Here is a 24,011-nt window from a genome sequence, read left to right as displayed (position 1 = left end):
TTACATGCGTTTTCCTTACGGCCCCCGGCCACCCCCGCGGGAACCGTATGCCTGCTTCTGCCACCTGTTGGAGGTGCCCCGTGCTGGGTCCCGCGATCCTTGCCGCTTCTCGCAGCGAGAAGATGCGCCGCATCGTCTCCGCCGCCCCGGTGACCAAGCCCGTGGTGAACCGGTTCATCCCCGGTGAGACGGTCGACGAGGTCATCCCGATCGTCCGGGACCTCACGCAGAAGGGCCTGGAGGTCACCCTCGACGTGGTGGGCGAGGACATCACCACCGTGGAGCAGTCCCACGCCGCGCGTGACGCCTACCTGGAGCTCATCGAGCGCCTCGCCGACCTGGGCCTGGGTGAGAAGGCCGAGATGTCGGTCAAGCTGTCGATGTTCGGCCAGGCGCTGGAGGGCGGCCACGAGCTCGCGCTCGCCAACGTCCGCCCGGTCGTCGAGGCCGCCGCCGCGATCGGCACCACGGTCACGCTGGACGCCGAGGACCACACCACCCTCGACTCGATGTTCGCGATCCACGAGGAACTGCGCCGGGACTTCCCGCAGACCGGCTGCGTGATCCAGGCGTACCTCTTCCGCACGGAGGCCGACGCCCGCCGCCTGGCCGCCGCCGGAAGCCGCGTCCGGATCGTGAAGGGCGCGTACAAGGAGCCCGCCGAGGTCGCCTACCAGGACAAGACCGAGATCGACAAGGCGTACGTCCGCATCCTGAAGACCCTCATGGACGGCGAGGGCTACCCGATGATCGGGTCCCACGACCCGCGCCTGATCGCCATCGGACAGGAGCTCGCCCGCAAGGCCGGGCGCAAACTGGACGAGTACGAGTTCCAGATGCTGTACGGCATCCGCAGCGAGGAGCACCTGCGGCTGGCCGCCGAGGGACACCGCATGCGCGTCTACACCGCGTACGGGACGGACTGGTACGGCTACTTCATGCGGCGCCTCGCGGAGAAGCCCGCCAACCTGCTCTTCTTCCTCCGCTCGATGATCACCAAGAACTAGGTCCGAAGAACAAGGTCAAGGAGTTACCAGACCCATGGATGCTGTGACCCAGGTCCCCGCCCCGGTCAACGAGCCGGTCCACTCGTACGCCCCCGGCAGCGCCGAGCGCGTGCGGCTCGAAGAGCAGCTCAAGCAGCTGTCCGAGAACCCGATCGACCTGCCCATGACGATCAACGGCGTGAAGCGGATGGGCGGCGGTGAGCGCTTCGACGTGGTCCAGCCGCACGACCACAAGTCCGTGCTCGGCACCTTCGCCAACGCCACCCAGGCCGACGCGCAGGACGCCATCGACGCCGCCCTGGCCGCCGCCCCGGCCTGGCGCTCGATGTCCTTCGACGACCGCGCGGCGATCATCCTGCGCGCCGCCGAGCTGCTGTCCGGCCCGTGGCGCGAGAAGATGGCCGCCTCGACGATGCTGGGCCAGTCGAAGACCGCGCAGCAGGCCGAGATCGACACCCCGTGCGAGCTCGTCGACTTCTGGCGCTTCAACGTGCACTTCGCCCGCCAGATCCTGGCCGAGCAGCCGGTCGCGAACTCCGCCGGCGTGTGGAACCGCAGCGACCACCGCCCGCTGGAGGGCTTCGTCTACGCGATCACGCCGTTCAACTTCACGGCCATCGCCGGCAACCTGCCGACCGCCCCCGCCCTCATGGGCAACGTGGTCGTCTGGAAGCCGTCCCCGACGCAGACCCACTCCGCCGTCCTCCTGATGGAGCTGCTGGAGGAGGCCGGCCTGCCGAAGGGCGTCATCAACCTGGTGACGGGCGACGGCATCGCCGTCTCCGAGGTGGCCCTGAACCACCCCGAGCTGGCGGGCATCCACTTCACCGGCTCGACCAAGACCTTCCAGTACCTGTGGAAGACGGTCGGCAACAACATCGAGAAGTACAAGTCCTACCCGCGCCTGGTCGGCGAGACCGGCGGCAAGGACTTCGTCGTCGCGCACCCCTCCGCGGACCGCGCGGTCCTGAAGACGGCGCTGACCCGCGGCTCGTTCGAGTTCCAGGGCCAGAAGTGCTCGGCGTCCTCCCGCGCCTACGTCCCGGCCTCGATCTGGAACGACGGCTTCAAGGAGGCCTTCGCCGCCGAGGTCGACGGGATCGCCATGGGTGACGTCCGCGACCTGTCGAACTTCATCGGCGCCGTGATCGACGAGCGCTCGTTCGCGAAGAACAAGGCCGCCATCGACCGTGCCAAGGCCGACCCGACCTGCACGATCATCGCGGGCGGCACGTACGACGACTCGGAGGGCTATTTCGTCCGCCCGACCGTCATCGCGTGCACCGACCCGGAGAACGAGGTCTTCACGACCGAGTACTTCGGCCCGATCCTCGCCGTGTACGTCTACGAGGACGAGAAGTTCGACGAGATGCTCGCGCAGATGGAGTCCGTCTCGGCCTACGCGCTGACCGGCTCGATCATCGCCGCCGACCGCTACGCGGCCGCGGACGCGATGGAGAAGCTCCGCTTCGCGGCGGGCAACTTCTACATCAACGACAAGTCGACCGGCGCCGTCGTCGGCCAGCAGCCCTTCGGCGGCGGCCGCGCCTCGGGTACGAACGACAAGGCGGGCGCGGCGACGAACCTGCAGCGCTGGACCTCGACCCGCTCCATCAAGGAGACCCTGGTCGCGCCGACGGACTACGCCTACCCGCACATGGGCTGACCTCCACCCCACTGAGCCCCGCCCCCGTCCCGGTACCCCCAAGTCCGGAACGGGGGCGGTTCCAGTTGCCGGCCCCCCCCGGTGACCAGGTCTCAGGGGACCAGGACCACCTTGCCGAGGTTGCGCCGCTCCTCGATGATCCGGTGGGCCGCGGCGGCCTCGGCGAGCGGCAGCGTGTCGTGCACCGTGATGCGCAGCGCGCCCGCCCGGTGGAGTTCCCACTGCTCGCGCCGCCGGCGCTCGTACAGCTGCGGCTCGCCCCGGGCGATGGCCGCCATCTGGAAGCCGATCACCGAGGCGCCGCGGACCAGGAGTTCGTACGCCTCCACCGTGCCGCCGCCGGAGCTGAAGGCCACCAGGCGCCCGCCCGGCGCCAGGGCCCGGACGGCGGGGGCGAGCAGGTCGCCGCCGACCCCGTCGAGGACCACGTCGTACGGGCCCCACTGCGCGGCCTCCTCGTACAGCACGACCTCGTCGGCGCCGAGGCCGCGGACGAATCCGGCCTTGCCGGCGCTGCCGACGGCGGCGACGACCCGCCCGGCGCCGGCGGCCCTGGCGTACTGGAGGGCGTAGGTGCCGACCGCGCCGGCCGCTGCGGTGACCAGGACCGTTTCACCGGGTTCGATCCGTCCGGCCGCCTGCGCCCCGCGCGCCACCAGCCCGCTGCGGACCAGCGCGACGGCCTCGACGGCGCTCGCCCGGTCGGGGACCGGGGAAAGCATCGCAGCGTGCACGAGGGCGTGTTCGGCGTAGCCGTGCGCGAAGCAGAGCCCGGTGACGCGGTCCCCGGGGGCGAAGCCGCTGACGCCTTCCCCGAGGGCTTCGACGGTTCCGGCGACCTCGCCGCCGAGGTGGGCCGGCTCCGCGGCCTCGCGGACCTTGCGGACGGTGGGCAGGGTGACGCCGATGGCCTCCACCCGGACCAGCACCTCCCCGGGGCCGGGCACGGGGACGGCGACGTCCTCGGCGAACAGCACCTCGGGCCCGCCGTTGACCTCGTAGCGGATGCGCAGCACAGGACCTCCCCGGGACGGAATTCATTGGACGTCCCAACGATAAGCCAGATCGTGGGGAAGTCCAACGAATTCGCTAGAGTGGCGGCATGACCTCCCCTCTCGGGCACATCCAGTCCCTGCCGAGCTGGCTCGCCGGCCGCGTCGCCGCGCGGGGCCGTGGCCTGGTCGCCGAGGCGCTGGCCGCCGAGGGGCTCAAGCTCCCGCATCACGCGGTCCTCGCGGCAACGGCGGAGTACGGCCCCCTCGCCCAGGCCGACCTGGGCCGCCGCCTGGCCGTCGACCCCAAGGACCTGGTCGGGATCCTGAACCACCTGGAGTCCGCGGGGCTCGTGGTCCGCGCCCCGGACCCCGCCGACCGCCGCAAGAACGCCGTCACCGTGACACCGGCGGGCACGGCCGCGCTCGCCCGCTGCGCCGCCCTGGCGGAGGCCGCCAACGCCGAGCTCCTCGCCCCGCTCACCCCGGCCGAGCGGGACACCCTCATGGCCCTCCTGACCCGCCTCCATCAAGCCCCGTAGGCCTCGCGGCCGCCGATGGCCGCCGATGGCCGCCGATGGCCGCGGTCCGGGCGGACCGGCTCGACGCGCTCACCGCCCGCGGCTGGGCCGCCCTGGCCGGGTACGGCATACGCACCGTGGTGGAACTGCGCAACGAACGATTTCCGGCCCTTCCTGGAGCGGTTCCCGGACCGGTGGCCGCCGTCGTGCGGGCGGTCGCCGAGGCGCCGGCCGGGGGAGTGGCCTTCCACTGCGGCCTCGGCGCCGCGACGGTGGAGCGGCTGCGCGGGCGGCTGGCCCAGGGGGGCGAGGGCGAGGGGGCCCGGCGGCATTCGGGGGGACGGGCCGCCGGGCCGGGGCGGGTCAGCCCGAGATGCTGGGGGTGCCCGTTTCGATGTGGCCCGTGTAGCGGCGCGACCAGGTGCCGTCGCTGTCCGCCAGGATCGTGAAGTCGTACCAGCCGTTGCTGTAGGCCACCGCGTTGAAGTAGTCCTCCCGGGAGGAGCCCGCGGGGACCGTGTAGGTCCACGGGCCGTCCGTCCGGTAGGCATTCGAGCGGATGGTGAAGGTGACCGCGGCCGACGACCTGTTGCTCATCTTGAAGTGGACCGCGGTCTTGCCCGTGCCCGGCTCGACCGCGAAGCGGGCCGCCACCTCGATGTCCTTGCCCGCCTTCGACGCGTCGCCGATGAACCGCCGCAGGAAGCGGTTCGGCCCGTACATCGAGATGTCGTACTTGCCCGAGCCGCTGCCGAGTCCGATGTTGAAGTAGTCCGTCGACGTGGCGCCCGGGTCGACCGTGTACTGCCAGGCGGCCGTGTCGCGGTACTGGTGCGGGTGGATCGAGAAGTGCGCCGCCCGCTTCGCCTCCGCGCCCTGGTTGGTCATCGAGAACCAGGCCAGGATCTTGCCGGCCGCCCCGAACTCGAAGCGGTCCAGGTTGCCGTTCACCTGGTACGGAAGGGCCCGCGCGGGCCGGGTCCCCGGCTCCTGCGCCGGCAGCGCGTTGTCCTGCGGCGCCGGGTTGGGCAGCGGGCCGCAGGTCGACTGGCCGATCACCTTGGCGGTGGACGGCAGCCCGGACGGCACCCCGTACACGGGGTGCGCGAAGTCGAAGACGCCCGTCAGGTCGCCGACCACCCTGCGCCGCCAGGCGCTGATGTTCGGGCAGAGCGCGGGCGTGCCGAGCGCCGTCGTCCACGTCTCCATGAAGCGGAGCACCGAGGTGTGGTCGAAGACCTCCGAGCTGACCCAGCCGCCGCGCGTCCAGGGGGACATGACCAGCATCGGCACCCGGAAGCCGAGTCCGATCGGCACGCCGTCGATGTACTCGCCCGGGGTGCCCGGCGGGGCGACCGGCGGCGCGACGTGGTCGAAGAAGCCGTCGTTCTCGTCGTAGTTGAGGAAGAGGACGGTGGAGTCGAAGACCTCCGGGTTCGCGGAGAGCGCCCGGTAGACCAGGTCCACGAAGTGCGCGCCGTCGCCGGGCGGGGCGTACGGGTGCTCCGAGAAGGCCTCGTTCGCCACGACCCAGGAGACCTGCGGCAGCGTGCCGGCGACGACGTCCGCGCGGATCGCGGCCGCGATGTCGTCGGGGGTGGAGCCGGTGGTCCGCGGGACGGAGCCCATGCCGCGGTCCCACAGCGGATCGCCGGGGGCCGCGTCCGTGAACTTCTTGAAGTAGGCCAGACCGTTGTCCCCGTAGTTGTCCTGGGCGTTCTGGTACACCTTCCAGCTCAGGCCGGCCCGCTGGAGGGCCTCGGCGTACGTCTCCCAGGTCAGCCCGGACTCGTCGCCGCCGTCCTTGCTCCCCGCGTCGACCTTGCCGCTCCACAGGAAGGTGCGGTTCGGGCCGGTCGCGCTCAGCGTCGAGCAGAAGTACGCGTCGCAGATCGTGTAGTTGTCGGCGAGCCCGTAGTGGAAGGGAATGTCGCCCCGGTCCAGGTAGCCGAGCGTGCGGGTGTTGCCCACCGCGAGGACCCAGTTGTCCATCCGGCCCTTGTTCCAGGCGGCGTGCTGCGAGGTCCAGCTGTGCGGCAGGTCCCCGTTGCACTGCGCCAGGGTCTCGCCGTCCACCCCGCCGGCGGGCGGGGTCGCGGAGAGCTTCCACGGGTAGTGGCGGCCGCCCCAGTTGGGCTGGTTGAAGGCGCCCCAGCCGCCCGGGATGTTGCCTGCGGCGCGGTCGCCGAACCCGCGTACACCCTTCAGCCTGCCGAAGTAGTGGTCGAAACTGCGGTTCTCCTGCATGAGGATCACCACGTGCTTCACATCGGTGATCGTGCCGGTCGCGGCCGCCGCGGCCGCCGAAGCCGGTGCGATCGCGGGCAGTGCCGCCCCGGCCACCAGCCCGGCGCCGATTCCCACGAACCCTCTGCGGCTGATCGGTGTCACTGGCTACTCGCCTCCAACTCAAGTGCCCGGTCGGCACATTGACGCACAGAGTGACGGGCGCCGGGCCAAAGGTCTACATCCGTGCGGCAAGGAGTCGGTGAACACCGGGGTGGCGGGAATCAATCCCCGACGCGGACCAGCATCTTGCCCAGGTTGTCCCCTCGGAGCATGCCCAGAAATGCCTCCACGGTGTGATCGAATCCCTGCACAACGGTGGTGTCGGTGCCGATGCGGCCACTGCGCAGATGGGGCACGAGGAAGTCCTCCAGCTCGTCCTGGAGATTGGTGTGATTGCGAACCAATACCCCTTCCATGCGCAGCGACTTGTGTACGACCTCGAAGAGGTTGCGCGGGGCGGCCGGGGAGCGGTCCCCGTTGTACATCGAGATCGCGCCGACCCAGGCGATGCGCCCGTACTCCCGCAGCGCGTCGATCGCGCCCTCCAGGTGGTCCCCGCCCACGTTGTCCACGTACACGTCGATGCCCTCCGGCGCGGCCTTCGCCAGCTGCTCGCCGACCGGGCCGTCGTGGTAGTCGAAGGCCGCGTCGAAGCCGAGGACCTCGGTGAGGTGGCGGACCTTCGCCGCCGACCCCGCGCTGCCGATGATCCGGCGCGCCCCCAGCAGGCGTGCGATGTGCCCGGTCGCGGTGCCGACCCCGCCCGCCGCGGCGGAGACGAAGAGGTCCTCCCCCTCCCGGAGCCGGGCGGTCCGGGTCAGGGCGGCGTACGCGGTCAGGCCGGTGCCGCCCAGGATGCTCAGGTACGCCTCCAAGGGGACGCCCTCGTGGCCGCGGAGCCTGCGGGTGCCGTCCACGCCCAGGGTGACGAGCGCGTGCGTACGCCAGCCCTCGCGGTGGAAGACCAGGTCGCCCTCGCGCAGCCCGGGGTCCCGGGAGGCGAGGACCCGGCCCACGGCCCGGCCCTCCAGCGGGGTGTTCAGCTCGAAGCCGCCTTCGCCGCCGTCCATCAGCCCGCGGTGGTAGGGGTCCACCGAGAGCAGCAGGTTCTCCACCAGGGCGGTGCCCGGGGCGGGGGAGGGGACCGGGGCGGAGACGCAGGCGAAGTCGGTGGCGGCGGGGAAGCCGGTGGGGCGGGCGATCTGGTGGACGGCGAAAGCGGTGTTCTCGGTCATGGCGAGGACGTTAGGAAGGAATCAAGGGGCCGGGCAGAGGGTTGGGCTCATGGAAGCCGCACACGTATGAAACCTGCTCATAGAACGAGGTGAGGGCCGCCGTGGCCGAGCTCGCTCCGCATGAACTCCGGGTTCTGGTCGCCGTCTGCGAGACCGGCTCCTTCTCGGCGGCGGCCGCCCGCCTCGGCCTCACCCAGTCGGCCGTCTCGCACTCCGTGCGCGGCAGCGAGGCCAAGGTGGGCGCCGTGCTCTTCGAGCGCGGGCGCACTGGGGCCTCGCCCACCCCGGCGGGGGAGCGGGCCGTCGCCCTCGCCCGCCGGATCCTGCGGCTGTACGAGGTCCTCGGCGCGGAGGTCCGCGGCGCGGCCGGCGGCTCCGCCGGGGCCGTGGCCGGGGTGCTGCGCATCGCCGCGTTCCGCAGTGCGGCCCTGCACCTGCTGCCCCCGGCCCTGGAGCGGCTGACCGCCCGGCACCCCGGCATCCGCCCCGAGGTCCGGGTGGTGCGCGAGCTCGGTGCCGGCACCGCCGGGGAGGTGGCCGCGGGCCGCGCCGACCTCGGCATCGCCACCCTGAGCTCCCGTGGGGACGAAGCGGAGGCCGGGGCCGCCGGACTGCTGACGGGGGTGCTCGCCGAGGAGGCGTACGCCCTGGTCCACCCGGTCGGCCACCCGGATCCGAAGTCACTGCCGCTGCTGGACTGGGACGAGAACTGCGGCTCGTACACCCGGGCGTGGTGGCAGGCCCAGGACTGGATCCCGGGGGCCACGGTCAAGGCCGAGGACGATGCCATGGTGCTCACCATGGTGGGACGCGGGCTCGGTATGGCGATCCTGCCGGAACTCTCGCTGCGCGAGGCCGGTGACACCGTGCAGATCACTGATCTGGGTCCTGCGAGGCCGGTGAGGCGCGTGGGATACGTCACCACACCGGAATCCGCCGCGACCCTCGCCGTACGGGCTCTGATCAGGGAACTACGCTCCGAACAGCACTGAAACGGACCCTCGGCCCGACCTCTTCCGCGGGCTTCGGCGTCTCAGATAGTAGGAAGCCCAAGTAATTGCGGAGACATACAGCGCGAGCTGCCCTAGCTTTGTAGGAGCCGAACGTCTCGCTGATCCGGCGAATGGCGGCCGATGGCGCGCGCCCCTGGCAGGCAACCCCTGCGGCGCACCCGCCCCCGCCCCTTCCGGCGCCTTGAAGGAACCCCTCATCCGTGGCCCCGCCACGCCGTGATCTCAAGGAGTCGATCACCATGACCGCACGCACCGCAGCCCGCCGCGTCCGCCACTCCTCCTCCGCTGACGCCGACCGCAAGAACGCCGCCGCCGCCCTCCAGCGCGCCCTGGACCGCCGGGACAACGGCGGATCCACCGGCCACTGACGCCGCCCCCCCAGCCGGCCCAGGACATATTGCGTCCAGATGGTGGACGCAATATGTCTGAGGGCTGGGACACGGAGTACGGTTCCGCCATGTCGACCAGCATCAATCTCGCAGTGATCCCCGGTGATGGCATCGGCCAGGAAGTCGTGGCTCAGGGCCTCAAGGTCCTTACCGCGGTCCTGCCCCAGGATGTGAAGCTGGAGACCAAGCAGTACGACCTCGGTGCCCAGCGCTGGCACCGCACCGGCGAAACCCTCCCGGACGCGGAGCTGGAGGCGCTGGGGCACCACGACGCGATCCTGCTGGGCGCCATCGGCGACCCGTCGGTCCCGTCGGGCGTGCTGGAGCGCGGCCTGCTGCTCAAGCTCCGCTTCGCCTTCGACCACTTCATCAACCTGCGCCCCTCGAAGCTCTTCCCGAACACGGCCACCCCGCTCGCCGGCCGTCCGGAGATCGACTTCGTCGTGGTCCGCGAGGGCACCGAAGGCCCGTACACCGGCAACGGCGGCAGCCTGCGCACCGGCACCCCCGCCGAGGTGGCCACCGAGGTCAGCATCAACACCGCGTACGGCGTGGAGCGCGTCGTCCGCGACGCGTACGAGCGGGCCAATGCCCGCCCCCGCAAGAAGCTGACGCTGGTCCACAAGAACAACGTCCTCGTGTACGCGGGCCACCTGTGGAAGAACATCTTCGACAAGGTCGGCCAGGAGTACCCCGAGGTCACCACCGACTACCTGCACGTCGACGCCGCGACGATCTTCTTCGTCACGCAGCCCGAGCGCTTCGACGTCATCGTCACCGACAACCTCTTCGGTGACATCCTCACCGACCTGGCCGCCGCCGTGACCGGCGGAATCGGCCTGGCCGCCTCCGGGAACATCAACCCGACCGGCGCCTTCCCGTCCATGTTCGAGCCCGTCCACGGCTCCGCCCCGGACATCGCGGGCACCGGCAAGGCCGACCCGACCGCGACGATCCTGTCCGTCGCCCTCCTGCTGCGCCACCTGGGCCACGAGGCCGAGGCCGCCCGCATCGAGGACGCGGTCTCCGCCGACCTGGCGGAGCGCGACGGCACCTTCCGCTCCACCGACCAGATCGGCGACGCGCTCGCCGCTCGGGTAGCCGGCTGACCCGGCAGCTCCACCTCAGGAAGCCGCCGGGTCGCGCGACCGACGCCCCCGGCGGCTTTTCCTGTACGGCCCCGGGTGCCACCATCTCCCCTGGGCCGCATTCTCCCCGTTTCACCGCAGCGAGGCCTCGCGTGATAATCGAACGCGAGGCCGCGGAATGCGGGGATGCTCGGACGTCCTAGTACGCCGTGAGCGCGGTCCGCCATACACAACCGGTGAAGGACAAGCACTCATGACGACGCCCACGATCGAGCTCAAGCCCTCCTCGACTCCGCTGTCCGACGCGGAGCGCGAGGCGATCCTGGCCAGCCCCGGCTTCGGCCGCCACTTCACCGACCACATGGTGACGATCAAGTGGACCGAGGGCCGCGGCTGGCACGACGCCGAGCTGGTCCCGTACGCGCCGCTGTCGATCGACCCGGCGAACATGACCCTGCACTACGCGCAGACGATCTTCGAGGGCCTGAAGGCCTACCGCCAGCCCGACGGCACCGTCGCCACCTTCCGCCCGCAGGCCAACGCCGAGCGCTTCCAGGCCTCCGCCCGCCGGATGGCGATGCCGGAGCTGCCGACCGAGCTGTTCATCGAGGCCTGCGACGCGCTCATCAAGCAGGACAGCGCCTGGGTGCCCTCCTCCGGCGAGGCCTCCCTGTACCTGCGCCCGTTCATGTTCGCGTCCGAGGTCGGCCTGGGCGTCCGCCCGGCCAACGAGTTCCTGTTCATGGTCGTCGCCTCGCCCGCGGGTGCGTACTTCCCCGGCGGCGTGAAGCCCGTCTCCGTCTGGCTGTCCGAGGAGTACGTCCGCGCCGTCAAGGGCGGTACGGGCGCGGCCAAGACCGGCGGCAACTACGCGGCCTCCCTCGTCGCCCAGGCCGAGGCCGCCTCGCACGGCTGCGACCAGGTGGTCTGGCTCGACGCCGTCGAGCGCCGCTGGATCGAGGAGATGGGCGGCATGAACCTGTACTTCGTGTACGGCGACCGCATCGTCACCCCGGAGCTGACCGGCTCGCTGCTGCCCGGCATCACCCGCGACTCCCTCCTCACCATCGCCCGCGACCTCGGCTACACCGCCGAGGAGGGACGTATCTCCACCGAGGACTGGAAGCGCGACAACGAGAACGGCACCCTGACCGAGGTGTTCGCCTGCGGCACCGCCGCCGTCATCACCCCGGTCGGCTCGGTCAAGTCCGAGCGCGCCCACTGGACCCAGGGCAACGGCGAGCCCGGCGAGGTCACCATGAAGCTCCGCAAGGCCCTTCTGGACCTCCAGACCGGCCACACCGCCGACACCCACGGCTGGATGCACCCGCTGGGCTAGAGCCCGTACCGTCGAAAGGCCCGCCCCCGGATCCGGGAGCGGGCCTTTCGTACGTACGGGGAGCTGGTCAGACGGCGGCCGGCTCCTCGGCGGCGGCCGCGGCGGCCGCGGGGGCGGGGGCGCGCCGGGCGGTCAGCGCCGCGTAGACCAGACCGCCCGCCAGGCCGGAGAGGACGAAGGAGCAGTCCACCCCGCCGGTGAGGGCGAGCAGCGGGCCCTCGTAGAAGGGGGTCGTCACCGCGAGCAGCCCGACGCCCGCGCCGATGGCCCAGGAGGCGGTGGCGGCCGTGTTCCAGCCGGCCCGGTACCAGTAGACGCCGCCCATCGAGCGGCGGTTGAAGACCTGCAGCGCATCGGCGTCGTACGTGCCGCGGCAGCGGACGTACCCGATGAGGGTGATCACGGCCCAGGGGGTTCCGATCGCGGTCAGCAGCAGGACGAACGAGGTCATCACGGACTGCACGTCCCACTCGAAGGAGCCGATGAAGACGAACGCGGTGGCGACGCCCGCCGCGACCAGGGTGGCCTTGGCGCGGGTGGCCCTGGGCACGATGGCGTCCAGGTCGAGGCCCATGGAGTAGAGCATCAGCCCGGCGTTGCCCACCGAGCCGGCCGCGGCGGCCGCGAGCAGCGGGACCAGGTACCAGAAGGGGGTGGCGTCGACCAGCGGCCCGGCGTAGTCGGCCCCGGCCTTGGCGGCGAGCGCCGTGTAGGTGCCGAACAGCTGCGGGATCAGCAGGCCGACCAGCAGGCCCAGGCACGTGGCCCAGTAGACCTTGCGGGAGCTGTGCCGGGCGGGGGAGATGTACCGGGTGTAGTCGCCGAGCAGGGTGATGAAGGCGACGGGCCCGCTGAGCCCGGCGGCGACGGCGGCGAGGATCCAGGTCGGCCAGAAGGAGCCGAGCAGGAGCTCGGTGTCCGGCGGCGCGGCGACGGTGAAGTCGGGGGCGTAGGCGTAGAGGCCGACGGCCAGCAGGACCACCATGCCGAGGGACAGCACCTTGCTCATGCGCAGCAGGAGCCGGTAGCCGAAGACGGCGCCGACGACGGTGAAAGCGGCCAGTACGCCGTACATGACGGCCCGGGTGAGACCGGTGTCCGGCAGCCCGACGAGCCGCGACAGCGTGCCGACCATCACGTCGCCGCCGATCCACAGGGTCAGCGCGGTGTAGCCGAGTGCGAGCAGCAGGCCGACGACGGAGCCGACGAGCCGGCCGCGGACGCCGAACTGGGCGCCGCTGGAAGTGGACAGGTTCGTGGCGGTGCGCAGGGACACCAGCGCCAGCGGCGCGGTGAAGGCGATCCCGACGAGGGTGCCGGTCACGATGGCGGTGACCGAAGGCCACAGGCCCAGTCCGAAGGACGGGGGAAGCCAGCCGAAGACGATCACACCGAGACAGAGGTTGGAGCCGAGCAGGATCGATATCAGGTCGCGGGGACCGCTCGTCCGCTCCTCCTCCGGGATGGTGTCGACTCCGCGCTGTTCGATGGGCATGGGGGACTCCCTTGGCAGGGCGGCGGGACGGCGCAGCAACGTGTCTGAAATGTTTGAGCGACATTCAATGTGACCTAAGCCAAGCGCCCAGGTCAATGATTCCCTGCAAGGAAATGAAGAGTTAGAGTGATGCTCTAACCCATCGACTCAAAAGGTGGTGGATCGGCGTGCGGCTGACCCCTACGGAGCGCGACCGGCTGCTGCTGCGCAGCGCCGCGGAACTGGCCAGGGCCCGGCGGGCCCGGGGCCTGCGGCTCAACGTCCCCGAGGCCACCGCGCTCATCGCGGACACGGTCTGCGAGGCGGCCCGGGACGGCAAGCGGCTGGCGGAGGCCATCGAGGAGGCCCGCGGCGTGCTCGGCCCGGACGACGTCCTGCCGGGCGTGGCCGACGTGGTCACCGAGGTCCACGTGGAGGCCGTCTTCGACGACGGTTCCCGCCTCGCGGTGGTCTCGGCCCCGATCCGGGGAGCCGCCTCGCTCGGCGACGACGCCCCCGGAGCGGTCGTCCCGGGCCCCGGTGCCCCGCAGCCGGAGCCCGTCCTGCACCTGCGCGTGCGCAACACCGCCTCCGTGCCGGTGAGCGTCACCTCTCACTTCCACTTCTTCGAGGCGAACCCCCGCCTCGACTTCGACCGCGCCGCCGCCTACGGCATGCGGCTGTGCGTACCGGCGGGCTCCTCCGTTCGGTTCGGCCCCCACGGCGAGGGCGAGGTCGGCCTGGTCCCGATCGGCGGCGACCGCATCGCCGTCGGCTTCGCCGGACTGGTCGACGGCCCGCTGGACGCCCCGGGCGCCAAGGAGGAGGCCCTGGCCCGCGCGGCCGCCTGCGGCTACCTCGGCGCCACCGAAGACCACCCGGAAGGGAACCCGGCATGAGCCGCCAGACCCCGCACAGCGACCACTGCGCGCCGGGCAGCCGGCACATCGACCCGCACGAGTACGCCTCCGTCTTCGGCCCCCGCGCCGGGGACCGGGTGCGCCTCGGCGACTCCGGGCTCACCGTCCGCGTTGAGCACGACGCCCAGAAGCCGGGCGACGAGTTCCTGGCCGGCTTCGGCAAGACCGCCCGCGACGGCCTGCACCTGAAGGCCGCCGCCGTCCGCGAGACCTGCGACGTCGTGATCAGCAACGTCCTCGTGATCGACGCCGTCCTCGGCATCAAGAAGGTCTCCATCGGCATCCGCGAGGGCCGCATCCACGCCATCGGCCGGGCCGGCAACCCGGACACCCTCGACGGGGTGGACGTCGTCGTCGGCACCGGCACCAGCATCGTCTCCGGCGAGGGCCTGATCGCCACCGCCGGCGCCGTTGACACCCACGTCCACCTGCTCTCCCCGCGGATCATGGAAGCCTCGCTCGCCGCCGGTGTCACCACCGTCATCGGCCAGGAGTTCGGGCCCGTCTGGGGCGTCGGCGTCAACTCGCCGTGGGCCCTCAAGCACGCCTTCAACGCCTTCGACGCCTGGCCCGTGAACATCGGCTTCCTGGCCCGCGGCTCCTCCTCCGACGCAGCCCCGCTGGTCGAGGCCCTGGCCGAGGGCGGCGCCTCCGGCTTCAAGGTCCACGAGGACATGGGCGCCCACACCCGCGCCCTCGACACCGCCCTGCGCGTGGCCGAGGAGCACGACGTCCAGGTCGCCCTGCACAGCGACGGCCTGAACGAATGCCTCTCCGTCGAGGACACCCTGCGCGTCCTGGACGGCCGCACCATCCACGCCTTCCACATCGAGGGCTGCGGCGGCGGGCACGTCCCCAACGTGCTCAAGATGGCGGGCGTGCCGAACGTGATCGGCTCCTCCACCAACCCCACCCTGCCCTTCGGCCGGGACGCCGTCGCCGAGCACTACGGCATGATCGTCTCCGTCCACGACCTCAAGCCGGACCTGCCGGGCGACGCTGCCATGGCCCGCGACCGGATCCGTGCCGGGACGATGGGCGCCGAGGACGTCCTGCACGACCTGGGCGCGATCGGCATCACCTCCTCCGACGCCCAGGGCATGGGCCGGGCCGGCGAGACCATCCGGCGCACCTTCGCCATGGCCGCCAAGATGAAGGGCGAGCTGGGCCCGCTGGCCGGCGACGGCGAGGGCGACGACAACGCCCGCGTCCTGCGTTACATGGCCAAGCTGACCATCAACCCCGCCATCGCCCACGGCCTGGCCCACGAGATCGGCTCCATCGAAGTCGGCAAGCTCGCCGACATCGTGCTGTGGCGCCCCCAGTTCTTCGGCGCCAAGCCGCAGCTGGTGCTCAAGTCCGGCTTCCCGGCGTACGGGGTCACCGGCGACCCCAACGCCGCCACCGACACCTGTGAACCGCTGGTCCTCGGCCCGCAGTTCGGCTCGTACGGGGCCACCGCGGCCGACATCTCCGTCGCCTTCGTCTCCGCGGCCGCCGCCGGGCTCGGCAGCGACCGGATGCCCACGCGCCGTCGCCGGGTCGCCGTCCGCGGCACCCGGGGCATCGGCCCCGCGGACCTCCTCCTCAACTCCCGGGTGGGCGCGGTCGATGTGGACGCGCGCAGCGGACTCGTCACCCTCGACGGTGACCCGCTGCGCTCCGAAGCGGCCGATTCGGTCTCCCTCAACCGCCTGTACTTCCTGTGACCAGCCCAGCCCGTAAGGACCCTCCCATGAGCAAGCCTGTCGCCGACGGATTCCGGATGCCCGCCGAGTGGACGCCCCACGAGCGGACCTGGATGGCCTGGCCCAGCCCCAACCCGACCTTCACCAACGAGCAGGAGCTCGCCGAGGCCCGCGAGGCCTGGGGAGCCGTGGCCCGCGCGGTGCGCAGCCACGAGCCCGTGACCCTCGTCGTCTCGCCCGGCGACGCCGAGAGCGCCCGCGCGATCGCCGGAAGGGGCGACGGCCATGAACTGGTGCTCGTCGAGCGGGAGCTCGACGACGCCTGGATGCGCGACATCGGCCCGACCTTCGTCACCAACGACGCCGGCGAGCTGGCCGCCGTTGACTGGACCTTCAACGGCTGGGGCGCCCAGGAATGGGCCCGCTGGGAGCACGACTCGAAGATCGCCCGCCACGTCTCCGACCTGGTCGGCACCCGTACGTACAGCACCGCGCTCGTCAACGAGGGCGGCGCCATCCACGTGGACGGCGAGGGCACCGTGCTCCTCACCGACACCGTGCAGCTGGGCCAGGGCCGCAACCCCGGCTGGACCCGCGAGCAGGTCGAGCAGGAGATCCACGCCCACCTCGGCACCACCAAGGCGATCTGGCTGCCGTACGGCCTGGCCGGCGACTACGGCACCTACGGCACGCAGGGCCACGTGGACATCGTGGCGGCCTTCGCCCGCCCCGGCGTGGTGATGGTCCACACCCAGCCCGACCCCGCCCACCCCGACCACGAGCGTTGCAAGACCATCGCCGCCATCCTGCGCGCGTCCACCGACGCGCGGGGCCGGCAGCTGGAGGTCGTGGAGATCCCCGCGCCGACCGTGCTGGAGGACGACGGCGAGTGGGTCGACTACTCGTACATCAACCACTACCTCTGCAACGGCGGCGTGGTGCTGTGCTCCTTCGACGACCCGCGTGACGAGGAGGCCGCCGAGATCTTCCGCGGGCTGTTCCCCGAGCGCACCGTGACCCTCGTTGACGCACGTACGATTTTCGCCGGGGGTGGCGGTATCCACTGCATCACCCAGCAGCAGCCGAAGGTGTGACCTGCGGCACGACGTTCTGAGGAGTGGCCCATGGCGGCGGGTGGAGTACGCGCGGCGCGGAAGAACGCGCCGCCGCGCGAGGACGTACTCGTCGCCGCCATGGCCACGATCGCCGAGCGCGGCCTGGAGGGGCTCACCATGGCCGGCCTGGGCCGCCAGGTCGGCATGAGCAGCGGCCACCTCCTCTACTACTTCCGCAGCAAGGACGAGCTCCTGCTGCAGACGCTGGAGTGGAGCGAGGCCGCCCTCGGCACCGAGCGCCGGGCCCTGCTGTCGCGCCGCGGTCCGGTACGCGAGCGGCTCCAGGCGTACGTCGACCTGTACGTGCCCGAAGGCGCCCGCGATCCGCACTGGACCCTGTGGCTGGAGGTCTGGAACCGCTCGCAGAACGCCGGCCCGCGCGAACGCGACCGGCAGGCCGCCATCGAGGGCGCCTGGCACCGCGACCTGGTGGCCCTGCTCGCCGAGGGCATCTCGCGCGGGGAGTTCCGGCCCGTGGACCCCGACCGGTTCGGGGCGCGGCTGCGCGCCCTGCTCGACGGGTTCAGCATCCAGGTCGCCGTGGGCCTGCCCGGCATGGGTCGGGACGACATCCTGGCCCACGTCTCGGAGTTCCTCGACGAGGCTCTCGTATCGTGAGACGGGTCGCGTGCGCGGTGAGACGGTGTGACACACTGCGGACGTGCTTGCTCAGCTCGTGATTATCGGCAGCAGCGCGCCGGTCCGCAGCGACCGCTGACCCGTGGAAGAACTTCGCGGCGGCGGCCACCGTGTCCCAGACCCGCGCGCAGACCTCTCGCACCCGCGAGGGGTTTTTTCGTTTCCCGGCTCCATTCCTGCCGGGACCGGACAGCGCGCGATGATGGGGGCAGTGGAACCCGGGTATCCGGAACCACTCATCCGACAGGAGTCAGATCAACATGACGACGACCGAGGCGACAGTGCCGGCACAGGTCCCGACCGACGACACCGACAGCTTCCACGTCTTCGACACCACCCTGCGAGACGGCGCCCAGCGTGAGGGCATCAACCTCACCGTCGCCGACAAGCTGACGATCGCCCGGCACCTGGACGACTTCGGAGTGGGCTTCATCGAGGGCGGCTGGCCCGGCGCCAACCCCCGCGACACGGAGTTCTTCGCCCGCGCCCGCGCCGAGATCGACTTCAAGCACGCCCAGTTGGTCGCCTTCGGCGCGACCCGCCGAGCCGGCGGCTCGGCCGCCGAGGACCCGCAGGTCCGGGCCCTGTTGGAGTCGGGTGCGCCCGTGATCACCCTGGTCGCCAAGTCCCACGACCGGCACGTCGAGCTCGCACTGCGCACCACGCTGGACGAGAACCTGGAGATGGTCCGCGACACGGTCTCGCACCTGGTCGCCCAGGGCCGCCGCGTCTTCGTCGACTGCGAGCACTTCTTCGACGGCTACCGCGCCAACGCCGAGTACGCGAAGGCGGTCGTCCGCACCGCCCACGAGGCCGGCGCCGACGTGGTGATCCTCTGCGACACCAACGGCGGCATGCTGCCCGCGCAGGTCTCGGCGGTGGTCGCGACCGTGCTCGCCGACACGGGAGCCCGGCTCGGCATCCACGCCCAGGACGACACCGGCTGCGCGGTGGCCAACACCCTGGCCGCCGTCGACGCGGGCGCCACGCACGTCCAGTGCACCGCCAACGGCTACGGTGAACGCGTCGGCAACGCCAACCTCTTCCCCGTCGTCGCCGCGCTGGAGATCAAGTACGGGCGAAAGGTGCTGCCCGAGGGCGCCCTCGCCGAGATGACCCGCATCTCGCACGCCATCGCCGAGGTCGTCAACCTGACCCCCTCCACCCACCAGCCGTACGTGGGCGTCTCCGCCTTCGCCCACAAGGCGGGCCTGCACGCCTCGGCGATCAAGGTCGACCCGGACCTCTACCAGCACATCGACCCCGAGCGGGTCGGCAACACCATGCGGATGCTCGTCTCCGACATGGCCGGACGCGCCTCCATCGAGCTCAAGGGCAAGGAGCTCGGCGTCGACCTCGGTGGCGACCGCGCCCTGATCTCGCGGGTGGTCGAGCGGGTCAAGGAGCGCGAGCTCCAGGGCTACACCTACGAGGCCGCCGACGCCTCCTTCGAGCTGCTGCTGCGCGCCGAGGTGGAGGGCCGCGCGCGCAAGTACTTCCGCACGGAGTCCTGGCGGGCCATCGTCGAGGACCGCCCGGACGGCACCCACGCCAACGAGGCCACGGTCAAGCTGTGGGCCAAGGGCGAGCGGATCGTCGCGACGGCGGAGGGCAACGGCCCGGTCAACGCCCTGGACCGGGCGCTGCGGGTCGCCCTGGAGCGCTTCTACCCCCAGCTCGCCAAGTTCGAGCTGGTCGACTACAAGGTGCGCATCCTGGAGGGCAAGCACGGCACCGAGTCCACTACCCGCGTGCTGATCTCGACGACGGACGGCACCCACGAGTGGGCGACGGTGGGCGTCGCCCCGAACGTGATCGCGGCCTCCTGGCAGGCCCTGGAGGACGCCTTCACCTACGGTCTGCTGCGCGCGGGCGTGGAACCGGCCGAGTAGTCCCCCGCCCCGGCGGGAGCCCGGCGGAGCCCGGGCCGTTGTTGCGGAGCGACGGCCTTATGTCCGGCTCACACGGGAAAGTCGTGGTTCCGGTAGCGTCGGAAGCATGAGGACCAGGCTGATGTCCGTACTCTCCGCCCTGCTGCCGGCCCTGTGCGCGACGGCTCTCGTCTTCGCGCCGCAGGCCTCGGCCGCCACCGGGCCCGCCACCGTGGCCGAGGCCCTCAAGAAGGGGCCGGTCTACGTCGATCCGCGGGCCGCGGCGCAGCTGTCGCCGGGGCAGGCGGACGCGCTCGCCAAGAAGATCAAGGACGCGGACAAGCCGGTCTTCGTGGCCGTGCTGCCCGCCACCTCCGAGTTCCCCGCCGCGAGCGTGCTGCGCACGATCCGCGCCGAGACCGGGATCACCGGCCTCTATGCGATCCGGCTCGGCGACGGCTTCAACGCCGGCGCCGACCGCGCGGTCATGCCCTCCAACGCCGTCCGCAACCTGACCGACGCCGTGAAGGCCGGCGGCCCGGTGGACGCGAACACCCAGCTGAACAACTTCGTCGACCAGGCCCTGGCCCAGGTCGGGGGCGGAGCCCCGGCTTCCTGGGGCGGCAGCGCCGACAGCGGCGGCGCCCCGGTCGGCGGGCTGATCACCCTCGGGGCCGTGGCCCTGGTGGGCGGCGGCGGTGCGTACGCCGTGGTGCGCCGCAACCGCAGGAGGAGGGAAGAGGAGGAGCGCGAGGCCGTCGAGAAGCTGCGCGTGGTCGTCGACGAGGACATCACGGCCTTCGGCGAGGAGCTCGACCGGCTGGACTTCCATCCCGGTGAGCCGGGCGCCGACGACGCCATGCGCGCCGACTACGCGCAGGGTCTCGACGCCTACGAGCGGGCCAAGTCCGTCATGGCCTCCGTCCAGCGCCCCCAGGAGGTCAGGGCAGTGACCCAGGCCCTGGAGGACGGCCGGTTCGCCCTCGCCCGCCTGGACGCCCGCCGGCAGGGCCGGCCGCTGCCCGAGCGCCGCTCGCCCTGCTTCTTCGACCCGCGCCACGGGCCGAGCACCGAGGACGTGGAGTGGTCGCCGGCCGGTGGGACGGTGCGTACCGTCCCCGTGTGCGCGGCGGACGCGGTCCGGCTGCGCGAGGGGCAGAACCCGATGGTGCGTACGGTCGACACCGAGTACGGGCCGCGCCCGTACTACGACGCCGGCCCGGCCTACGGACCGTGGGCCGGCGGCTATTTCGGCGGCGGCATTCTGCCCGGCCTGCTGGTGGGCACACTGCTCGGCTCGATGATGACGTCCGGCCCCGCCTACGCCTCCGACCTGGGCGCGGGCTACGAGGGCGGGGACTTCTCCGGCGCCGACTTCAACCCCTCCGACTTCGGGGGAGGCGACTTCGGCGGCGGCGGGGGATTCGACGGGGGAGGCGGCTTCGACGGCGGGGGCGGCTTCTGAGCGCCGCCCCCCGGCCGAACTGCCGTCCGGTCAGGCCGGGCCCGGCAGGGCCCGGCAGGCGGCCGTGGCGCCTCAGGCCTGCTTGACCGCCGAGATGTCGAAGGTCAGCTTCACCTTGTCGCTGACCATGACGCCGCCCGCCTCCAGCGCGGCGTTCCAGGTCAGGCCCCAGTCGGAGCGCAGGATCTCGGCGGAGCCCTCGAAGCCGACGCGCTCGCTGCCGTAGACGTCGGTGGCCGAGCCGTTGAACTCCAGGTCGATGGAGAGCGGGCGGGTGACGTCCTTGATGGTCAGCTCACCGGTGATCCGGTACGTGTCGCCCCCGATCCGGGCCGCCTCGGTCGAGCGGAAGGTCATCAGGGGGAAGGCCTCGGCGTCGAAGAAGTCACCGCTGCGCAGGTGGGCGTCGCGGTCGGCGATGCCCGTGTCGACGGAGGCGATCTGCACGTCGATGGAGGCGGTGGAGCGGGAGGGGTCCGCGCCGTCCAGCCGGAGGGCTCCCTCGTAGGCGCCGAAGCTGCCGCGGACGTTGGTGACCATCGCGTGGCGGACGGTGAAGCCGATGCTGCTGTGGGCGGCGTCGATGGTGTAGTCGCCGGTGAGGGCGGCGAGCGCCGGGTCCACCTCCAGCGTGGCGACGGCGGTCGTGGTGTTCTCCTGGCTGCGGCGGGTGAAGAGACCCATGGCTTCCTCCTCGGGAGCGTGATGGCTGTCCTGGAACAGTTCGTTGAATGTTCAACGAGAATGACTCTAGACCCATTCCGTTGAAGTTTCAACAACTGGACGAGGTGTCAGGTCGTTTTATGGAACCTCCACAAAGGGTCGGGGTCCCGCCTGGTGGTGTTCGCGCATCACCCTGCGGTTCTGTCCGGGCCAAACAGCGGAACACACCCGAGACTGTGCGGAACCAACGGAGGTTTTTGCCCCCGGGCTTCGTAAGGTCGGTACATGACCGTTGTGGACCAGATTCCGAGCGAGCCGGCGGACGCCCGCGGGCGCGTGGCCGAACTGCACTCCCTGCGCGAGCAGGCGCGGCGCGGCCCCAGTGACCGGGCGACCGAGGCCCAGCACGCCAAGGGCAAGCTGACCGCACGCGAGCGCATCGCGCTGCTGCTCGACGAGGGTTCCTTCAAGGAGGTCGAGCAGCTGCGCCGCCACCGGGCGAGCGGCTTCGGCCTGGAGGGCAAGAAGCCCTACACCGACGGTGTTATCACCGGCTGGGGCACGGTCGAGGGCCGCACGGTCTTCGTCTACGCGCACGACTTCCGGATCTTCGGCGGCGCGCTGGGCGAGGCCCACGCCACCAAGATCCACAAGATCATGGACATGGCCATCGCCGCCGGCGCCCCCCTGGTCTCCCTGAACGACGGCGCGGGCGCCCGTATCCAGGAGGGCGTCTCCGCGCTCGCCGGGTACGGCGGCATCTTCCAGCGCAACACCAAGGCCTCGGGTGTCATCCCGCAGATCTCGGTGATGCTGGGCCCGTGCGCCGGTGGTGCCGCGTACTCCCCGGCACTGACGGACTTCGTCTTCATGGTCCGCGAGACCTCGCAGATGTTCATCACCGGCCCCGACGTCGTCCGCGCCGTCACCGGTGAGGAGATCTCCCAGAACGGCCTCGGCGGCGCCGACGTGCACGCCGAGACCTCGGGCGTCGCGCACTTCGCGTACGACGACGAGGAGACCTGCATCTCCGAGGTCCGCTACCTCATCACGATGCTGCCGTCCAACAACCGGGAGAACCCGCCGGTCCACCAGACCTCCGACCCCGCCGACCGGCGCTCGGACGTCCTGCTGGACCTGGTGCCGGCCGACGGCAACCGCCCGTACGACATGCACAAGGTCATCGAGGAGCTCGTCGACGACGGCGACGTCCTGGAGATCCACGAGCGCTGGGCCCGCAACATCATTTGCGCGCTCGCCCGCCTCGACGGCCAGGTCGTCGGCATCGTCGCCAACCAGCCGCAGACGCTGGCCGGCGTCCTCGACATCGAGGCCTCCGAGAAGGCCGCGCGCTTCGTCCAGATGTGCGACGCCTTCAACATCCCGATCATCACGCTGCTGGACGTCCCCGGCTTCCTGCCCGGTGTCGACCAGGAGCACGGCGGCATCATCCGCCACGGTGCGAAGCTGCTGTACGCGTACTGCAACGCCACCGTCCCGCGCATCTCGCTGATCCTGCGCAAGGCGTACGGCGGCGCGTACATCGTCATGGACTCCCAGTCCATCGGTGCCGACCTCACCTACGCCTGGCCGACCAACGAGATCGCGGTCATGGGCGCCGAGGGCGCGGCCAACGTCATCTTCCGCAAGCAGATCGCCGAGGCCGAGGACCCGGAGGCGATGCGGGCGCGCATGGTCAAGGAGTACAAGGCCGAGCTGATGCACCCGTACTACGCGGCCGAGCGAGGCCTCGTCGACGACGTCATCGACCCCGCCGAGACCCGCGAGACGCTGATCAGCGCCCTCGCGATGCTCCGGAGCAAGCACGCCGACCTGCCGTCGCGCAAGCACGGCAACCCGCCGCAGTAAGAAGCGAAGGAGAGCTGCCACCCATGTCGAAGACCGACACCCTGCTGCGCGTGGAAAAGGGCAACGCCAAGCCCGAGGAGCTGGCCGCGATCACCGCGATCCTGCTGGCCCGCGCCGCCTCCACCCCCGAGGACCGCCCGGTGCACCGCATCGGCTCCCAGGCCCGCTGGCGCCGCCTGGAGCGCACCCCGGGCTTCCGCGCCCCGCACAGCTGGCAGGGCTGACCGCAGCCCCGTCGTTCAGGCCCCGCACCCCTACCGGGTGCGGGGCCTGACGCATGCCCGGGGGCATGGGAACGGGCCCGCGCGCGGGCGCCCGTACGAGGAGGCAGGCCACGGCGCGGGCCCGTCGGGAACGGCGAAGGCCCCCGGGCCCGCAGGGACGGACTCGGGGGCCTTGCTGCACACGGGCCGCGGCACGGCCGGGCGGCTACCGCAGGCGGGCCATGAGGGCGTGCTCCACGAGCGTGATGAGCGCGCTCTTGGCGTCCGCGCGGTGGCGGGCGTCGGTGGTGATGATCGGAGCGTCCGGGCCGATCTGCAGCGCCTCGCGGACTTCCTCCGGCGTGTACGGCTGGTGCCCGTCGAAGCCGTTGAGGGCGATGACGAACGGCAGGCCGCTGTTCTCGAAGTAGTCGACCGCGGGGAAACAGTCCGCCAGACGCCGCGTGTCCACGAGGACGACGGCGCCGATGGCGCCGCGGACGAGGTCGTCCCACATGAACCAGAAGCGGTCCTGTCCGGGGGTACCGAAGAGGTACAGGATCAG

Annotated in this window: 22 protein-coding genes; 16 read left to right on the top strand and 6 right to left on the bottom strand. The window is 71.5% G+C overall.

Going from position 1 to position 24,011, the window contains the following annotated elements:
* Positions 1 to 80 precede the first annotated feature (80 nt).
* Together AB0B01_RS14300 and pruA are read left to right on the top strand one after the other, a co-directional pair.
* Positions 81 to 1,007, top strand: coding sequence for a proline dehydrogenase family protein (locus tag AB0B01_RS14300; RefSeq protein ID WP_361717466.1), 927 nt, complete (start codon positions 81 to 83; stop codon positions 1,005 to 1,007).
* 34 nt (positions 1,008 to 1,041) lie between these two features.
* Complete coding sequence (gene pruA, locus AB0B01_RS14295) at positions 1,042 to 2,673, top strand: L-glutamate gamma-semialdehyde dehydrogenase (protein ID WP_361717463.1); 1,632 nt, start codon at positions 1,042 to 1,044, stop codon at positions 2,671 to 2,673.
* Positions 2,674 to 2,765: 92 nt separating this feature from the next.
* Here the strand turns inward: pruA and AB0B01_RS14290 are convergent, their stop codons facing one another.
* Complete coding sequence (locus AB0B01_RS14290; protein ID WP_361717460.1) at positions 2,766 to 3,689, bottom strand: zinc-binding dehydrogenase; 924 nt, start codon at positions 3,687 to 3,689, stop codon at positions 2,766 to 2,768.
* Positions 3,690 to 3,775: 86 nt separating this feature from the next.
* On the opposite strand from AB0B01_RS14290, the gene AB0B01_RS14285 reads away from it, so the two are divergent.
* Together AB0B01_RS14285 and AB0B01_RS14280 are read left to right on the top strand one after the other, a co-directional pair.
* Entirely contained in the window at positions 3,776 to 4,207 is a 432-nt protein-coding gene (locus AB0B01_RS14285) for a MarR family transcriptional regulator (RefSeq protein ID WP_361717457.1), read from the top strand.
* Positions 4,099 to 4,635: a tyrosine-protein phosphatase gene (locus AB0B01_RS14280; RefSeq protein ID WP_361717637.1), complete on the top strand. Its 537-nt coding sequence runs from the start codon at positions 4,099 to 4,101 to the stop codon at positions 4,633 to 4,635. The genes AB0B01_RS14285 and AB0B01_RS14280 overlap by 109 nt, the downstream gene beginning before the upstream one ends.
* Here the strand turns inward: AB0B01_RS14280 and AB0B01_RS14275 are convergent.
* Positions 4,550 to 6,577 carry a phosphocholine-specific phospholipase C gene (locus tag AB0B01_RS14275; RefSeq protein ID WP_361717454.1) on the bottom strand — a complete coding sequence of 676 codons (2,028 nt, stop codon included), beginning with the start codon at positions 6,575 to 6,577 and terminating at the stop codon, positions 4,550 to 4,552. The genes AB0B01_RS14280 and AB0B01_RS14275 overlap by 86 nt on opposite strands.
* Positions 6,578 to 6,696: 119 nt before the next feature.
* On the bottom strand, positions 6,697 to 7,710 hold the full coding sequence (locus tag AB0B01_RS14270) for an NADP-dependent oxidoreductase (RefSeq protein ID WP_361717451.1): 1,014 nt from the start codon (positions 7,708 to 7,710) through the stop codon (positions 6,697 to 6,699).
* 101 nt (positions 7,711 to 7,811) lie between these two features.
* Here AB0B01_RS14270 and AB0B01_RS14265 point away from each other — a divergent pair, with 101 nt between their 5' ends.
* From AB0B01_RS14265 to AB0B01_RS14250, 4 genes are all read left to right on the top strand, one after another.
* Positions 7,812 to 8,702: a LysR family transcriptional regulator gene (locus AB0B01_RS14265; protein ID WP_361717448.1), complete on the top strand. Its 891-nt coding sequence runs from the start codon at positions 7,812 to 7,814 to the stop codon at positions 8,700 to 8,702.
* A 260-nt stretch (positions 8,703 to 8,962) separates the two neighbouring features.
* Positions 8,963 to 9,091 (top strand): hypothetical protein, encoded by a 129-nt coding sequence (locus AB0B01_RS14260; RefSeq protein ID WP_356853685.1) that lies wholly within the window; start codon positions 8,963 to 8,965, stop codon positions 9,089 to 9,091.
* Between the two features lie 89 nt (positions 9,092 to 9,180).
* Complete coding sequence (locus AB0B01_RS14255) at positions 9,181 to 10,221, top strand: 3-isopropylmalate dehydrogenase (RefSeq protein ID WP_361717445.1); 1,041 nt, start codon at positions 9,181 to 9,183, stop codon at positions 10,219 to 10,221.
* 232 nt (positions 10,222 to 10,453) lie between these two features.
* On the top strand, positions 10,454 to 11,539 hold the full coding sequence (locus AB0B01_RS14250) for a branched-chain amino acid aminotransferase (RefSeq protein ID WP_361717442.1): 1,086 nt from the start codon (positions 10,454 to 10,456) through the stop codon (positions 11,537 to 11,539).
* Positions 11,540 to 11,606: 67 nt separating this feature from the next.
* On the opposite strand, the gene AB0B01_RS14245 is transcribed toward AB0B01_RS14250, so the two are convergent.
* Positions 11,607 to 13,034, bottom strand: coding sequence for a cytosine permease (locus AB0B01_RS14245; protein ID WP_361717439.1), 1,428 nt, complete (start codon positions 13,032 to 13,034; stop codon positions 11,607 to 11,609).
* Between the two features lie 167 nt (positions 13,035 to 13,201).
* Here AB0B01_RS14245 and ureA point away from each other — a divergent pair, with 167 nt between their 5' ends.
* The 6 genes from ureA to AB0B01_RS14215 all read left to right on the top strand — a co-directional run bounded on the left by ureA (position 13,202) and on the right by AB0B01_RS14215 (position 20,711).
* Positions 13,202 to 13,912 carry an urease subunit gamma gene (gene ureA, locus AB0B01_RS14240; RefSeq protein ID WP_361717436.1) on the top strand — a complete coding sequence of 237 codons (711 nt, stop codon included), beginning with the start codon at positions 13,202 to 13,204 and terminating at the stop codon, positions 13,910 to 13,912.
* Complete coding sequence (locus AB0B01_RS14235) at positions 13,909 to 15,642, top strand: urease subunit alpha (RefSeq protein WP_361717433.1); 1,734 nt, start codon at positions 13,909 to 13,911, stop codon at positions 15,640 to 15,642. Before ureA ends, AB0B01_RS14235 begins: the two co-directional genes overlap by 4 nt.
* 26 nt (positions 15,643 to 15,668) lie before the next feature.
* Positions 15,669 to 16,715 (top strand): agmatine deiminase family protein, encoded by a 1,047-nt coding sequence (locus tag AB0B01_RS14230; RefSeq protein ID WP_361717430.1) that lies wholly within the window; start codon positions 15,669 to 15,671, stop codon positions 16,713 to 16,715.
* A gap of 30 nt (positions 16,716 to 16,745) precedes the next feature.
* Complete coding sequence (locus AB0B01_RS14225) at positions 16,746 to 17,354, top strand: TetR/AcrR family transcriptional regulator (RefSeq protein WP_361717427.1); 609 nt, start codon at positions 16,746 to 16,748, stop codon at positions 17,352 to 17,354.
* Positions 17,355 to 17,635: 281 nt separating this feature from the next.
* Positions 17,636 to 19,267, top strand: a complete 1,632-nt coding sequence (gene cimA / locus AB0B01_RS14220) for a citramalate synthase (protein ID WP_361717424.1) — start codon at positions 17,636 to 17,638, stop codon at positions 19,265 to 19,267.
* Positions 19,268 to 19,373: 106 nt separating this feature from the next.
* Positions 19,374 to 20,711 (top strand): hypothetical protein, encoded by a 1,338-nt coding sequence (locus AB0B01_RS14215; protein ID WP_361717421.1) that lies wholly within the window; start codon positions 19,374 to 19,376, stop codon positions 20,709 to 20,711.
* Between the two features lie 72 nt (positions 20,712 to 20,783).
* Here the strand turns inward: AB0B01_RS14215 and AB0B01_RS14210 are convergent, their stop codons facing one another.
* A complete protein-coding gene (locus tag AB0B01_RS14210; RefSeq protein WP_356853854.1) occupies positions 20,784 to 21,395 on the bottom strand; it encodes a YceI family protein in 612 nt (203 codons plus the stop codon).
* Positions 21,396 to 21,659: 264 nt separating this feature from the next.
* Between AB0B01_RS14210 and AB0B01_RS14205 the strand changes: the two genes are divergently transcribed.
* Both AB0B01_RS14205 and AB0B01_RS14200 read left to right on the top strand, forming a co-directional pair.
* Positions 21,660 to 23,243, top strand: coding sequence for an acyl-CoA carboxylase subunit beta (locus tag AB0B01_RS14205; RefSeq protein WP_361717417.1), 1,584 nt, complete (start codon positions 21,660 to 21,662; stop codon positions 23,241 to 23,243).
* A 23-nt stretch (positions 23,244 to 23,266) separates the two neighbouring features.
* Positions 23,267 to 23,467 carry an acyl-CoA carboxylase subunit epsilon gene (locus tag AB0B01_RS14200; protein ID WP_361717415.1) on the top strand — a complete coding sequence of 67 codons (201 nt, stop codon included), beginning with the start codon at positions 23,267 to 23,269 and terminating at the stop codon, positions 23,465 to 23,467.
* 205 nt (positions 23,468 to 23,672) lie between these two features.
* Here the strand turns inward: AB0B01_RS14200 and AB0B01_RS14195 are convergent.
* The coding region (locus AB0B01_RS14195; RefSeq protein ID WP_361717412.1) for an ATP/GTP-binding protein at positions 23,673 to 24,011 on the bottom strand (339 nt) is incomplete at its 5' end.

The organism is Streptomyces sp. NPDC044571 (assembly GCF_040647115.1).
GTDB lineage: Bacteria > Actinomycetota > Actinomycetes > Streptomycetales > Streptomycetaceae > Streptomyces.
The sequence above is the reverse complement of the archived record's forward strand: the minus strand, read 5'-3'. Positions and strand labels throughout refer to the sequence as shown.